12 protein-coding genes and 2 pseudogenes are annotated in these 13,973 nt (G+C 72.6%); 9 read left to right on the top strand and 5 right to left on the bottom strand.

Features of this window, described 5'->3' with window-relative positions; translation table 11 throughout:
* The first annotated feature begins 234 nt into the window (after positions 1 to 234).
* The 4 genes from RMT89_RS21100 (at position 235) to RMT89_RS21085 (ending at position 4,886) form a co-directional block, all read left to right on the top strand.
* Entirely contained in the window at positions 235 to 663 is a 429-nt protein-coding gene (locus tag RMT89_RS21100) for a DUF6643 family protein (protein ID WP_315885304.1), read from the top strand.
* A gap of 41 nt (positions 664 to 704) precedes the next feature.
* A complete protein-coding gene (locus RMT89_RS21095; protein ID WP_315885303.1) occupies positions 705 to 1,532 on the top strand; it encodes an MOSC N-terminal beta barrel domain-containing protein in 828 nt (275 codons plus the stop codon).
* Positions 1,533 to 1,693: 161 nt separating this feature from the next.
* Positions 1,694 to 2,302, top strand: coding sequence for a hypothetical protein (locus RMT89_RS21090; protein ID WP_315885302.1), 609 nt, complete (start codon positions 1,694 to 1,696; stop codon positions 2,300 to 2,302).
* A gap of 142 nt (positions 2,303 to 2,444) precedes the next feature.
* Positions 2,445 to 4,886, top strand: a complete 2,442-nt coding sequence (locus RMT89_RS21085; RefSeq protein ID WP_315885301.1) for a right-handed parallel beta-helix repeat-containing protein — start codon at positions 2,445 to 2,447, stop codon at positions 4,884 to 4,886.
* On the opposite strand, the gene RMT89_RS21080 is transcribed toward RMT89_RS21085, so the two are convergent.
* Entirely contained in the window at positions 4,856 to 7,189 is a 2,334-nt protein-coding gene (locus RMT89_RS21080) for a hypothetical protein (protein WP_315885300.1), read from the bottom strand. The two genes, RMT89_RS21085 and RMT89_RS21080, sit on opposite strands and share 31 nt — an antisense overlap.
* 289 nt (positions 7,190 to 7,478) lie before the next feature.
* Here RMT89_RS21080 and RMT89_RS21075 point away from each other — a divergent pair, with 289 nt between their 5' ends.
* Together RMT89_RS21075 and RMT89_RS21070 are read left to right on the top strand one after the other, a co-directional pair.
* Positions 7,479 to 8,309, top strand: a complete 831-nt coding sequence (locus tag RMT89_RS21075; protein ID WP_315885299.1) for a DeoR/GlpR family DNA-binding transcription regulator — start codon at positions 7,479 to 7,481, stop codon at positions 8,307 to 8,309.
* A gap of 52 nt (positions 8,310 to 8,361) precedes the next feature.
* Positions 8,362 to 8,838 carry an SRPBCC family protein gene (locus RMT89_RS21070; protein ID WP_315885298.1) on the top strand — a complete coding sequence of 159 codons (477 nt, stop codon included), beginning with the start codon at positions 8,362 to 8,364 and terminating at the stop codon, positions 8,836 to 8,838.
* Between the two features lies 1 nt (position 8,839).
* On the opposite strand, the gene RMT89_RS21065 is transcribed toward RMT89_RS21070, so the two are convergent.
* Positions 8,840 to 9,964 carry a PLP-dependent cysteine synthase family protein gene (locus tag RMT89_RS21065; RefSeq protein WP_315885297.1) on the bottom strand — a complete coding sequence of 375 codons (1,125 nt, stop codon included), beginning with the start codon at positions 9,962 to 9,964 and terminating at the stop codon, positions 8,840 to 8,842.
* Positions 9,965 to 10,289: 325 nt separating this feature from the next.
* On the opposite strand from RMT89_RS21065, the gene RMT89_RS21060 reads away from it, so the two are divergent.
* Positions 10,290 to 10,613 carry a hypothetical protein gene (locus RMT89_RS21060; RefSeq protein ID WP_315885296.1) on the top strand — a complete coding sequence of 108 codons (324 nt, stop codon included), beginning with the start codon at positions 10,290 to 10,292 and terminating at the stop codon, positions 10,611 to 10,613.
* A gap of 185 nt (positions 10,614 to 10,798) precedes the next feature.
* On the top strand, positions 10,799 to 11,338 hold the full coding sequence (locus RMT89_RS21055; RefSeq protein WP_315885295.1) for an ATP-binding protein: 540 nt from the start codon (positions 10,799 to 10,801) through the stop codon (positions 11,336 to 11,338).
* 292 nt (positions 11,339 to 11,630) lie between these two features.
* On the opposite strand, the pseudogene RMT89_RS21050 reads toward RMT89_RS21055, so the two are convergent.
* Positions 11,631 to 11,915: pseudogene (locus tag RMT89_RS21050) on the bottom strand (FtsX-like permease family protein); the annotation flags it as partial.
* Between the two features lie 2 nt (positions 11,916 to 11,917).
* Here RMT89_RS21050 and RMT89_RS21045 point away from each other — a divergent pair.
* Positions 11,918 to 12,013 (top strand): annotated as a pseudogene (locus RMT89_RS21045) (transcriptional regulator); the annotation flags it as partial.
* Here RMT89_RS21045 and RMT89_RS21040 read toward each other — a convergent pair.
* Positions 11,999 to 13,243, bottom strand: coding sequence for an ROK family protein (locus RMT89_RS21040; protein WP_315885294.1), 1,245 nt, complete (start codon positions 13,241 to 13,243; stop codon positions 11,999 to 12,001). The pseudogene RMT89_RS21045 and the gene RMT89_RS21040 overlap by 15 nt on opposite strands.
* 36 nt (positions 13,244 to 13,279) lie before the next feature.
* Positions 13,280 to 13,951: an alpha-ketoglutarate-dependent dioxygenase AlkB gene (locus RMT89_RS21035; protein ID WP_315885293.1), complete on the bottom strand. Its 672-nt coding sequence runs from the start codon at positions 13,949 to 13,951 to the stop codon at positions 13,280 to 13,282.
* Between the last annotated feature and the right edge of the window lie 22 nt (positions 13,952 to 13,973).

Here is a 13,973-nt window from a genome sequence, read left to right as displayed (position 1 = left end):
CTACAGGGTCAACCTATTCCCCACGCGCGGGGAAGTGGCACCGGAGCCCACGAAGATCGCTGGCCAACCGCCGGTAACCCTCTCGGAACTCGGCCTTTACAGGATCCGAGCCCCGAACGGCGCCCCTTTTTGCCAAGTTCGCTCGCATTGGGTATCCCACGTCACCGCCGACACGGAAAACAACCCTCTTATCGGTCTCCCCAACCAGCACATCGTGGGCTTAACTTATGTGCCATGACCTCCCCCCGCTCCACTTATGGCGGCGGCTACTACTCCGCCTCCTTCCCGGACACCCCGATCTACGACTCGCTCGTGGCCGAGCGGGGCACCCCGCAGATCGCCCCGATCCGGGTCCCCGCCGCCTACGACACGGGCGGCAGCCATCTGCCCGCGCTCCCGTCGGCCCTCCCCGCCCTGCCGGCGGCTCCCTCCCAGCCCTCCTACGGCTACCCGCACGCGGCGCAGCCCGCGCCGCTGCAGCAGGCCCCGGCGGCGTACATCCCGCAGCAGGCGGCCGCGCCCCGCGGTTATCCCGGTCCGCAGCCCCAGCAGCCGCGCCCGGCGGCTCCCCAGGGTTACGAGGCGATGCGTCCCGCGGCGCCCCGGCCCGCGGCGCCGGTGTACCAGGACCCGTACAACAACCAGCAGTACCGCGGCTACTGAGCCGTTCCCCGGCCGGTCGTGCCACCTGGCACGATGACCCCATGGGGAATGCGCAACTGCAGTCGATACACGTTCATCCGGTCAAGGCGTTCCGGGGCACCGCGCCCCGGGAGGCCGTCGTGGAGCCCTGGGGGCTGGCCGGTGACCGTCGCTGGATGCTGATCGACGACGGGGGAAAGGTCGTCACGCAACGCCAGCAACCGCGCCTCGCGTTGGCCGCCGCCGAGCTACTGCCCGGCGGCGGCCTTCGGCTGTCCGCGCCCGGGACGGACCCCTTGACCGTGCCGGTGCCGAAGCCGGCCGTGACCGTCCCGGTGGAGATCTTCCGCGACAAGGTCGAGGCCGTCCCCGCCGAGGACGCCGCCGTGCACGCCTGGTGCAGCGCCTATCTCGGCGCCGCGGTCCGGCTCGTGCACATGGACGACCCGGCGACGCGCCGACCCGTCGACCCGGACTACGCACGGCCCGGTGAGACCGTCAGCTTCGCCGACGGCTACCCGCTGCTGCTCACTTCGACCGCCTCCCTGGACGCCCTCAACTCCCTGATCGCCGAGGGCGGTCACGCGGGCGAGGGTCCGCTGCCCATGAACCGCTTCCGGCCGAACGTCGTCGTGTCCGGCGCCGTCGCCTGGGCCGAGGACGACTGGTCCCGCGTCGCCATCGGCGATGTCACCTTCCGCGTCGCCAAGATGTGCGGGCGGTGCGTCGTCACCGCCACCGACCAGCTCACCGCCGGGCGGGGCAAGGAGCCGCTGTACACCCTCGGACGGCACCGCCGCATCGGCGGCAAGCTCGTCTTCGGGCAGAACCTGGTGCCGGTGACCGGCGGCACGATCCGGGTCGGGGACCCGGTCAGGGTCCTCGCCTGACTCCTCCGGCGGGAACCCCCGGCACCGGCCTGCGCGTTGAGCGTTTCGCGAGTAGTTCCTGAGAGGCTCGGGCGCAGGTGATTTCGCTCTCTCTTCGGCCGAGATCGCGCGTGAGCGGCTCCCCGGGGGGTTATCACGGAGCGGGAGGGGGGTGCGGGAGAGTGCGAGCGATCAGCGGGCTCTGGCGCTGGCGGCACAACCCGCTGCGCCGGGCGACCGATCTGGCCGAGGCGTGGGTGGCGCTGACCGCCCTGCTGCTCATCCTCGCCCTGGCCCCCCTGACCGGCGCCCTCGTCGGCACCGTCGCTCAGGACGCGCTGCAGGAGTCGGTCCGCGAACAGCGTGCCTCCCGGCACCAGGTGAAGGCCACCGTCGCCGACACCCTGGGCGACTCCCCGCTGAAGACCGATCCCGAGGCCGCCGCCTCCGGCCGGGAGGTCCGCACCCGCGTGCTGGCCGACTGGACCGCTCCGGACGGCACCGAGCGGCACGGCACGGTCACGACACGGATCGACGACCCGCAGCCGGGCGACCGCTTCCCGATCTGGACGGACCGTCAGGGCCGCATGGCGGCCCGCCCGCTGGACTCCGCGACGGCCACCACCCATGCCGTACTGGCCGGGGTCGGCGCGGCTCTGCTGCTCATAGGACTGGTCGAGTGCGGCAGACGGCTGATCGTCTGGCGCATGGTCCGTCGCCGGTACGCCCGTTGGGACCAGGCCTGGGACCGGGCGGGACCGGACTGGGGCAGGACCGGAGCCGGCAGCTGACCGCCTTCCGCCTCTGGTCAACCCGAGACCTGCGCGCACGCTACGGTGGACCGGCCGAGTCTTCGGCGACGACCCGCGTGGCCGACGCGCCCCGAAGGCGAACGAGCCATCAGCACGACCGAGGTGGGGGCACGACAACGCCATGGCACAGGGCACGGTCCAGGTGACGCACACCGGCACGTCGCGGTGGCGGCGCCGCACAGGTGAGTACGCATCGCTCGCCGCAGCTCTCCAGGCCGCGGCCGACGGTGACGTCCTCACCGTCGCGCCCGGTACCTATCGGGAGAACCTCGTCGTCCAGCGCCCGGTGACCCTGCGCGGCCCCGAGGGCTCCCCCGGCTCGGTGCGGATCGCTCCCCTGGACGGTGTGCCGCTGACCGTGCGGGCCTCGGCGGTGATCCAGGACCTGCATGTGGAGGGCCAGGACTCGGCCGCGCCCGCCCTGCTGGTCGAGGAGGGCGCGCCGGAGCTGGTGGACATCCGTGTCGTCACCCGTTCCGCGGCCGGTATCGAGGTGCGCGGCGGCGCCCGGCCGACGGTGCGGCGCTGCACCGTCGACAACCCCGCGGGTATCGGCATCGCCGTACTCGACGGCGGGGGCGGCGTCTTCGAGGAGTGCGAGGTCGTCTCGGCCGGCCAGTCCGGAGTCGCGGTGTGCGGCGGGGCCCATCCCCGTCTGGAGCGCTGCCGGGTGCACCACACCTCGGGCGCGGGCCTGACCGCGACCGGTGAGAACTCCGCGCTGGAAGCGGTCGGTTGCGAGGTGTACGAGGTGCGGGGCAGCGGTGTGCAGATCACCGGCCGGGCCACCGCGCACCTCACCGACTGCGATGTGCACCGCACCACGGCGGACGGCGTCACGCTCGACACGGACGCCGTGCTGACCCTCGCCGACTGCCGGATCCACGACATCCCGGAGAACGCGGTCGATCTGCGCTCCCGCTCCGTGCTCACCCTGACCCGCACGACGGTGCGGCAGTTCGGTCGCAACGGCCTGTCGGTGTGGGACCCGGGCACGCGCGTGGACGCCAACCAGTGCGAGATCTTCGACAGCACCGGCGACTACCCGGCCGTCTGGGTCAGCGACGGCGCCACCGCCGTACTGGACTCCTGCCGGGTGCACGACGTGCCGGACGCCCTGTTCGTCCTCGACCGCGGCTCCCGCGCGGACGTCGTCGACAGCGACCTCTCCCAGGTGCGCAACACAGCCGTGTCGGTCAGCGACGGCGCCACCGCACAGCTCGACGACTGCCGGATCCGGGACGCGGCCACCGGCGCCTGGTTCCGCGACCACGGCAGCGGCGGCACCCTCGCGGGCTGCACGCTGGACGGCGTGCAGACCGGCGTGATCGTCACCAAGGGCGCCGACCCCACCATCGAGCGCTGCACGGTCGACTCCCCCGCGGAGGCCGGCTTCTACGTCTCGGCCGGTGGCCGGGGCAGCTTCCTGAACTGCCGGGTCACCGGCAGCGCCGGCTACGGCTTCCATGTGCTCGACGGCTGCCGTACGACGCTGAAGAAGTGCCGTACCGAGCGCTGTGCGCGCGGCGGTTACGAGTTCGCGGACGGCGGGCCGGACGCCGGCTCCGGGACCGGGCCCGTGGTGGAGGACTGCACGAGCGACGAGAGCGCGGGCCTGCGGCAGCCCACCGCGCCCCGCGAGACGGCCGTGCAGACGACGGGGCAGTCACCGGGCCTGCTCGGCGCGATCCCCGGCCAGCGAGCCACCGAACAGGAGCCGCTGATCACCCCGGTGGCGCCGGAGCAGCCGGCGCGGACCTCCAAAGCCGTCCTCGGTGAACTGGACGCGCTGGTGGGCCTGGACAGCGTCAAGCGCGAGGTGCGGGCGCTCACCGACATGATCGAGGTGGGCCGGCGCCGCCAGCAGGCGGGACTGAAGGCCGCCTCCGTCAAGCGGCACCTGGTCTTCACCGGCTCCCCCGGCACCGGCAAGACGACGGTCGCCCGGCTCTACGGCGAGATCCTCGCCTCCCTCGGCGTGCTGGAGAAGGGCCACCTCGTCGAGGTGTCCCGGGTCGATCTGGTGGGCGAGCACATCGGCTCCACCGCGATCCGCACCCAGGAGGCCTTCGACAAGGCGCGTGGCGGGGTGCTGTTCATCGACGAGGCGTACGCCCTCTCGCCGGAGGACTCCGGCCGGGACTTCGGCAAGGAGGCCATCGACACGCTGGTGAAGCTGATGGAGGACCACCGGGACGCGGTGGTGGTGATCGTCGCGGGCTATACGGCGGAGATGGAACGGTTCCTTTCCATCAACCCCGGTGTGGCCTCCCGCTTCTCACGGACCATCACCTTCTGCGACTACAGCCCCGAGGAACTGCTGCGGATCGTGGAGCAGCAGGCCGAGGAGCACGAATACCGGCTGGCGCCGGGCGCCGCCGAGGCGCTGCTGAAGTACTTCACGGCGCTCCCCAAGGGTCCCGCGTTCGGCAATGGCCGCACCGCGCGGCAGACCTTCGAGGCGATGGTGGAGCGGCACGCGAGCCGGGTCGCCCAGCTGGAGGAGCCCAGCACGGACGATCTGACGCTGCTCTACGCGGAGGACCTGCCCGAGTCGTCCTGAGCGCGCGGGGCGGGCAGGCCGGGCCGCAGCCGGGCCAGCAGGAGTTCGCGTTCCTCGGCGAAGGCCGGGTCCGCCTGGTAGTCGGAGTGGCCGAGGATCGGCGCGGGCAGCGGATGCAGTTCGGTGCGGCCATACGCGAGCGGGTCCTTGAGGGCCTCGCGGTCGACCTCGGGACCGCATGCGCCGGGCAGCAGGACGGGGCCGCCGATCGGGTCGGTGGGCCGGTGGAGATTGCGCCAGCAGTCCACGTCGTGGTGCAGGGCGCTGAGCGCGGCCGGGCCGAAGTGGGCGGGGAACCAGCGGCCGTAGAGGCGCTCCAGCGGGGAGCCGTAGGTCAGCAGGGCGACGCGTTTGCGGACGGACGGTTTCAGCTGCCAGGCGGCGGCCGCGGCGAGGACGCTGCCCTGGGAGTGGCCGGACAGGACGAGCCGTCCGCCCGTGGCCTTCGTCCAGGCCGCCATCCGCCAGGTCAGGTCGGGCACCGCGCGCTCGGCGTAGCAGGGCGGGGCGAAGGGGTGGGCGGCGCGCGGCCAGAAGGTGCCGACGTCCCAGAGGATGCCGATGGTGCGGCGGGCGGAGGCGTCCTTGTAGGCGCGCCGGCCCCAGGTGACGAACAGTATGAAGCCGAGGCCGATCAGCCAGGAGCCGAGGGCCTGTGCGGTCTCGGCGGCGCCCTGGACGAAGGCGTGCGCGGGTTCGGAGGCCTTGGCCGGGGTCTTGTCGGTGGTCAGCGCGCCCACCAGGGCTCCCGCGCCCAGCAGCAGGGTCGCGGTGGAGACGACGGCCACGAGGAGCGGGCCCCGGTCGGTGAGGGTGGCCATCGCGCGCGTGCGGGCGATACGGCGGCTGCGGGTGCTGTCCCTGGGCTCGCCCCTGTAGTCGTGTTCCACGGTGGCCCGTTCGGTACGGGCGAGCCGCAGGGTGCGCCACCCGAGCCAGCCGCACAACAGGAGTACCAGGACGAGCAGCGGCGGGATCACGGATGCCTGCCAGGTCAGCAGGACCGGCGGACCGGGGATCGACGCGCGCGTGCCGTCCAGCCAGTCGGCCACGCGCTGGGCGACACCGCCCGACATCACTCCGCCGAGGGCGCAGGCCAGCATCGCGACGGCCGGTCCGCCCAGGCCCCGCATCGCGGCCCGCGGGTCGGGGTGGGTGCGGTGCAGGGCGTAGGCGATCACGCCGAGGACGATGACGAGCAGACCCTGGACAAAGGCGAGGGCGCCGAAGGTGGCGTCGCCGGGGAGCCGGCCGCTCGATGTCCACCCCGGCCGCTGCCAGGCGGCGTAGCCCAGGGTGAGGGCCAGCAGGGCGAGGCAGGCGAGCGGCAGGCGCCGTACGAGATGGCCGTCGAGGTGCTGGTCGAGGCGGTGCTCGCTGCGGCCCCGGCGGCAGACCACCCAGACCACGACGGCCGCCGCGACCAGCAGCAACGCTTCGAGGAGGCGGCCGAGGGCGTCCAGGGCCGCGGGGCCGCCGGCGGCGCGGTCGAAGCGGACCGCGGGAAGACCTGCCGCGGCGGCGACCGTGAGCAGGCCCGCCGCGGTGTGCGCGGCGCGCAGGCGGGCGACCAGACGGCGGCCGTACCAGAAGCCCGGGCGGCCCAGCGCGGTGCGGTCGGTCTCCTCGTCGGGCTCCCGGCCGCGGCTCAGGGGCTCCTGGGACTCGTACGCGCTCCAGGTGCGGTGGGAGAGGTACCAGAGCAGGCCGGTGAGGGCGAGGGGCACCAGGGCGGCCAGGGCGAGGCGGCGGCCGGGCAGGCTCCACCAGCCGGCGTTCGAGGCCTCGGGCGACAGGAAGCCCAGCCAGGAGTGCCGCTCGGCGCACGCGCGTGTGCCCGCGCACTGCCAGGCCGCCAGATCGAGGGCCACCTCGCAGGCCGCCGCGACGAGCAGCACCGTCAGGGAGAGTCCGGCGAGCCGCACCAGCAGGCCGTAGAGGCGGACCGTGCGGGCCCGGCCGCGGGCGCTGGGGCGCATCCAGTGGGCCAGGTTGACCACCATGAACGGCAGCAGCAACAGCCACAGGGCGCGGGCGCCGTTGCCGGAGGTGAGGTTGCACCAGACGTAGGCCTCGGGGACCGGTCGCTCGCGGTAGTCGTCGGGGCGGGACTCGGCGTCGATGTCGTCGGCGCGCCGGAAGACGGCCGCGGTGTCGTCGCCGGTGACCCGCTCCGTGCGGGGATCGCCGAGCATGTCCTCGGGCGTGGTGCCGCCCACTCCATGGACCAGGAGTTCCAGGGCGATGTCGGCTTCCTCCGGCCGCGCTGCGGCGGTCGAGGCACGTTCTGGCGCGCGCTCCACTGTTCGCACTTCCCCCGTGACGAGCCGTCGGCTTTGGTCCGTGCGGGCACCAGGATCTCCGCTCGGCGGGCCGCTCACACCCCTCGTCACGGAATCTCCCCGATCCGGGTGACATTCGGGGGACGGATGAAGCGCGGGTGACATGCGCGCGTCGGGGCAATCGGTGGCGCATGCCGTGCGACGGCGTGCGAGGATGGGACGTCCGCGCACCGGGACGGGGTGAACGTCCTCGTCGGAGCGGGTGCACGAGGCGGCGAGACGGCTTGAGGCGAAAGGAACCGGAGCGTACGTGAGTGAGAATCAGAACCTCCTCGCGGAGCAGCGGCGCGCCCTGATCCTGGACGAGGTCCGGCGCCGCGGCGGGGTCCGGGTCAACGAGCTCACCCGCAAGCTCGGCGTGTCGGACATGACCGTGCGCCGCGATCTCGACGCGCTGGCCCGGCAGGGCGTGCTGGAGAAGGTGCACGGCGGCGCGGTCCCGGTGATGGAGGCCAGCACCCACGAGCCGGGTTTCGAAGCCAAGTCGGGCCTGGAGCTGACCGCCAAGGAGGACATCGCGCGCGCCGCGGCCGAACTGGTCGCCCCCGGCGCGGCGATCGCGCTGTCCGGCGGTACGACGACGTACGCGCTGGCCCATCAGCTGGTGGACGTGCCCGACCTCACCGTCGTCACCAACTCGGTGCGGGTGGCCGATGTCTTCCATGTCGCGCAGCGCACCTCGGGCCCCCGGCAGGGCGCGGCGACCGTCGTGCTGACCGGCGGAGTGCGCACCCCCTCCGACTCGCTGGTCGGTCCGGTCGCCGACCAGGCCATCGCCGCGCTCCACTTCGATGTGCTGTTCCTCGGGGTCCACGGGATATCGGTCGAGGCCGGTCTGTCGACGCCGAACCTCGCCGAGGCCGAGACCAACCGCCGTCTGGTGCAGTCGGCGCGCAGGGTCGTGGTGGTCGCCGACCACACCAAGTGGGGTGTGGTGGGGCTGAGTTCGTTCGCGGCGCTGCACCAGGTGGACACGCTGGTCACCGACCGGGGACTGGCGGCCGAGGCGCGTGCGCAGGTGTCGGAGCATCTGCGGCGGCTGGTCGTCGCCGGTGAGCCCGAGGACACTACAGACAGCTGATGCGCCGTCAGCTAGGGTGACGCCTCCGGCCATCGCCAAGGGGGTTGCGTCCATGCTCCGCCGACTGCGGCACGAGAGGCTCGACTTCGTCGGGACCGCTCCGGTACGGCTCGTCTTCGCCCGGGAGATCTCCGCCCCGCCCGACACCGTCTTCCACGCCCTCGCCGAGGACGTGCCCGGCTGGACGGAGTGGTTCTCGGCGGTGACGCAGGCCGAGCCGGTCGAGGACACGGTGCTCGGACGCCAGATCCGGCTGCGGGGAGGCGTCCGGTTCCAGGAGACGATCCTCGCGGCGAACAAGCCCGAGGTGTACGCCTACCGCGTCGACGCGACCAACGCGCCGGGCCTGCGCGCGCTGGTCGAGGAGTGGCGCCTCGACCCGGCCGGCACGGGCACGCGCGTGCAGTGGACGTTCGCGGCGGACGGCTCGGCGCCCTTCCGTATGGTGCTCAAGGCCGCGCGACCCGGGCTCGGGCGGGCGTTCCGCGACGCGGTCACCGCGCTGGACCGGCGGCTGGTGAAACGCTGAGTCAGCACGGCCAGACGCCCGTCTCCAGCAGCGACTCGATCGCCTCCGTGTACGGCTGGATGTCCAGGCCCTGCTCGGCGAGCCAGGCGTCCGAGTAGTACTTGTCGAGGTAGCGGTCACCCGGGTCGCACAGCAGCGTCACCACGCTCCCCTGCCGTCCCTCGGCCACCATCTCGGCGACGATCTTCAGCGCGCTCCACAGCCCGGTACCGGTCGAGCCGCCCGCCTTGCGGCCGATGGCCTTCTCCAGCGCCCGTACGGCGGCCACGCTCGCCGCGTCCGGGACTTTCATCATGCGGTCGATCGCGCCCGGCACGAAGCTCGGCTCCATCCGCGGCCTGCCGATGCCCTCGATCCGCGAGCCGCAGTCACAGGTGACGTCCGGATCGCCGGTGGTCCAGCCCTCGAAGAAGCAGGAGTTCTCCGGGTCGGCGACACAGATACGGGTGTTGTGCTGCGTGTAGTGGACGTAGCGGGCGATGGTCGCCGACGTACCGCCGGTGCCGGCCGTGGCGACGATCCACGCGGGCTCCGGGAACCGCTCCAACTCCAGCTGACGGAAGATGGATTCAGCGATGTTGTTGTTGCCGCGCCAGTCCGTGGCCCGTTCCGCGTAGGTGAACTGGTCCATGTAGTGGCCGCCGGTCTCCACCGCGAGGCGGACGGACTCCTCGTACATCGTGCGCGAGTCGTCCACGAAATGGCACTGCCCCCCGTGGAACTCGATCAGACGGATCTTCTCGGCACTCGTCGTGCGCGGCATGACCGCAATGAAGGGCACACCGATCAGCTTCGCGAAGTACGCCTCGGAGACGGCGGTGGAGCCGCTGGACGCCTCGATCACCGGGCAACCCGGACGGATCCAGCCATTGCACAGGCCGTAGAGGAAGAGCGATCGGGCCAGACGGTGCTTGAGGCTGCCCGTCGGGTGGGTCGACTCGTCCTTCAGATAAAGGTCGATGCCCCACTTCTCCGGCAGCGGGAAGCGGAGCAGATGGGTGTCGGCCGACCGATTCGCGTCGGCCTGGACCTTGCGGACGGCCTCTTTGAGCCAGTTCCGATAAGCGACGTCGGTGTGGTCGACGTCGAGGGTTTCGCCGGTCCGGGTCTGCTGGGGGGTGCTCACGGCGGGCTCCTTACGCTTCGCGCCGACGGCGCCGCGCGCGGCCGACGCCCCGATCATAGACACCTTCCGCACGCTTCTCACCTGCATAAACACACCTTTGGGAGCCTCAAAGACCACCCTGGGGACAGCGCGTACGGACCCATGGGGGCGCATTCGGCCGAGTGCTCCGGCCCCGCCCGTCCACCTCGCCGTACGCACTGGTGCTCCACGCCGGGTGCGGGCAGACTGCAGCGAGGGCGCACACTGGATCACGAACACCAGCCGGACCTCGCCCACGCAGGCCCTACGGTCCGGCAGACCGACACGCGCAAGGGGGCGGGGCGGCATGGCGGAGCCGGAGTTCACGGCCACGGGCGTGCGGATCGGGAAGCGGCTGCGCTCGCTCACCCGGGCCGGACAGGTCCGGATCAGCGGCGGGCGGCTCGAACTGCTCACCAGTTACGGCAGCGAGATCGACAGCGCGCCGGTGCAGGCGGTACGGGCGTCCAAGCCCTGGTTCGCGCCGGACGACCGGGCGCTGGCGGACCTCAACGGCAAGCGCTACCTGCTGACCCTGGGCGATCACGACCCGGCGCCCGGCGAGCCCGGCCCGCCCGCGGCACGCCGGTTCATCGAGGCGGTACGGAAGGCAGCGGGGGGTAACCGCTGACGTACGGCGAGTTGCGGTACCGCACCCCCTGCGTCACGCTGGTCTCACGTCACTTAGGGTTTACCGGCGATAACGCTGCGAACCAGCCGCCGGCCACGACAGCAGGCGGCCGTTGTACGCAGGCACTCTGCTGGATCGATCCGAATCCCGTGTTCTTCCGGACCTCAAGTCGGGGAGTCGCAGCCGTGATCAGTCACCCAAGCAGGCACTGCACGGTGGAGCTCCAAGCCCTGCCGTCGCGGATCGGCCAGGTCCGCAGAATCGTATCGGCGCAGTTGCGCTACTGGCATCTGGATCCCCTGATAGACCGGGCGGCGCTCGGTGTGACGGAGCTGTTGACCAACGTCCACCAGCACGCACAGCCCGACAAGACGTGCACCGTGGAGATCGAGCTGCTGCTCGACCGGCTCATGGTCTCCGTGCGCGACCACGACCCGCGTCTGCCGGTCGTGGAGGACATCGATGCCGTCGCGCCGCTCGCCACCTGCGGGCGGGGTCTGGCGATGGTGGCCGCGGTCAGCGACAGCTGGGGCGTGCGGCCGGACGGCGAGTCGGGCAAGGTCGTGTGGTTCACGCTGCCGACGACGGCGTCGGCGCGAGCGGCGGCGCGTCCACTTCGGCGGGCGGTGCTGGAGAAGCCCGCCCACCGATTCGCAGACCTCGGGCCGCGTGTCGACCTGCGTCGGCCCGAACATGCTCCCGCCCGGTCGGCCGTTGCCGGCTGATCGGGCGGTGAGAGGTTTTGCCGGCGTGAGTTGTTTTGGCTGACGGTGAGAAATATTGCCGGCGGTGAGAGGTTTTGGCCGGCCGTGAGATGTTCTGCGGGCCGTCAGTGACTTTGGGTCGGTCGCCTTCGGGGCGCTTTTTCCGGTGTCGAGAGGGCGAGCGTGCTCAGCCCGTCGGGCCTCCGCGCTCCCCCAGAGGGGGTGCACCCAGCCCTCTCGACACCGGCGCGCCCCTGCGGCTCCCTCCCGGCCGGAGGCCTGGGTGCAGGCTCGCTTGGTTGGCTTCTTGGCCTTACTCCGTGGCTATTGCACTCAGTACGTTCAGTCGTGCCGCGCGGCTTGCTGGGCGTAGGCCTGCCAGGGCCCCTGCCGTGAGGCCTACCAGGGCCACCACGAGCAGTTGGAGGGGCGGCATGGCGAATGCGAAGGCGCTGTCGCTCGCTCCGTCCGAGGCCTTGACCAGGACCCAGCCCAGGAAGGCGCCCAGGGCCAGGCCGCCTGTCGTGCCGAAGGCGGCTACCAGGACCGACTCCCAGCGGACCATGGCGCGGAGTTGGGAGCGGGTCTGGCCTACGGCACTTGCGCCTCATGGTCTACACGGCCGAGCCGGACACCGAGGACGCCGAACGGCTCGCGCTGCTCGGCGTGGTCGGCACCCGGTCACTGGCGGGTTAGGGCCCCCAGCGGATCGTCGAGCACCGGCTGCCAGGCCAGTTCGGCGGCGCCCACCAGGCTGTTGTGGTCGAGCGTGCACGCCAGGATCGGCACGCCGCCGCTCTGCCCCCACAGGCTGCGGTCGGCGACCACCGCGCGCAGCCGGTCCGGGTCGGCGTCCAGGAGGGTCCGGTGCAGACCGCCGAGGATGATGCGGTCCGGGTTCAGGATGTTCACCAGGCCCGCAAGGCCGAGGCCGAGCCGGTCGATCAGTTCCTCGGTGGCCCTGCGGACCGTCGGGTCGTCGTAGTGGTGCCGGATCAGGTCGTTGGCCTGCTGCAGCAGGGACACCTCGGGTCCCGGGTCGCGGCCCGCGGCGGTGAGCAGGGCCAGCGGATCGGCCTCGACGTCCAGGCAGCCGCGGCTGCCGCAGTGGCAGGGGCGGCCCTCGGGGTTGACGGTGAGGTGGCCGACCTCAAGGGCGAGACCCGAACTGCCGGTGTGCAGCCGCCCGTCGAGCACCAGCGCGCCGCCCACGCCCCGGTGTCCGGTGGCCACGCACAGCAGGTCACGGGCGCCGCGGCCCGCGCCGTGCCGGTGCTCGGCGAGCGCGGCGAGGTTGACGTCGTTGCCCGCGAACGCCGGTCCGGTGAGCCCGGCCGCCCGCACGCACTCGGCGAAGATCCGGCGCACCGGCGCGCCCACGGCCCAGGCGAGGTGCAGGGGGTTCAGCGCAAGGCCGTCGGGTTCGGCGACCGCGGACGGCACGGCGAGTCCGGCGCCCACGCAGCGCCGTCCGGTCGTGCGCAGGAGATCGGCGCCCGCCTCCACCACGGACCCGAGGACCTTCGCCGGGTCGGCGTCCACGGTCTCGCAGCCCGGCGCGGTGGCGACGATCCGCCCGCCGAGGCCGACCAGCGCGGCGCGGAATCCGTCGGCGTGCACCTGGGCGGCGAGGACGACAGGGCCGTCCTCGGCGACCTCAAGACGGTGCGAGGGGCGGCCCTGGGAGCCGGCCGCCGCGCCGGGCCGGGCGTCGACCCGGATCAGTCCGAGGGCCTCCAGTTCGGCGGCGACCGCGCCGGCCGTGGCCCGGGTCACGCCGAGTTCCGCGGTGAGCACGGCCCGGGTGGGGGCGCGTCCGGTGTGCACGAGCTCCAGCGCGGGCCCGAGCGCGCCGCGTCCCCGGTCCAACCGCGTCCTTGAGGTGGTCCCTTCCCCCGCCGGCCGGGGGTCAGCCTTGCCGCTCATGAGGGCGAGTCTCCCATGATCCGCAGGTCCGGTTGGCTACAGGCCGCTCACTCTGAGCGTGATGTTCAACCGCCCGGTCAGCCCCAACTCGGCCGGTGCCGTGCCCGGGTACACCTTGGGCACCCCGTGATACGCGAGCCGGGAGGGTCCCCCGAACACGAACAGGTCCCCGCTGCGCAGCTCCACGTCCGTGTAGGGACGGGCCCGGGTCTCGGTGTTGCCGAAGCGGAAGACGCAGGTGTCACCGAGGCTCAGGGAGACGACGGGAGCGTCCGATTTCTCGTCGCTGTCGCGGTGCAGGCCCATCCGGGCGTCGGCTTCGTAGAAGTTGATCAGAGCGATGTCGTACGGCGCTGCCTGCGCGCCCGGGGCGATGTCGTACGGCACCGCCCCCTCCCCCAGCGCGTCCCGCACCGCCTCCCGGCCCAGCTCGCCCAGCCAGTGCGGGAAGGGCTTCACCGGGGCGCCGTCGCCGTCGACGACGGTGCCGGCGTAGCCGTACGGATACCAGTGCCGGCCGAGACAGACCTGCCGCGCGGTCATCGTGCCGCCGCCCGGGGTGCGGACCGTCCGCAGTCCGGCCGGCGGGCGGGCCCAGTCCCGGCAGGCCGCCAGCAGCTCGAGCTGCCGGTTCGTGTCCAGCCAGTCCGGTAGGTGCACGGCGCCCGGCGCGACCGTGGTGCGGGCCCTGGGGAACAGTTCGTCCATCTGTCCATCGTGCCCTGAGCTG

The organism is Streptomyces sp. P17, assembly GCF_032436805.1.
Classification (GTDB): Bacteria; Actinomycetota; Actinomycetes; order Streptomycetales; family Streptomycetaceae; genus Streptomyces.
The sequence above is the reverse complement of the archived record's forward strand: the minus strand, read 5'-3'. Positions and strand labels throughout refer to the sequence as shown.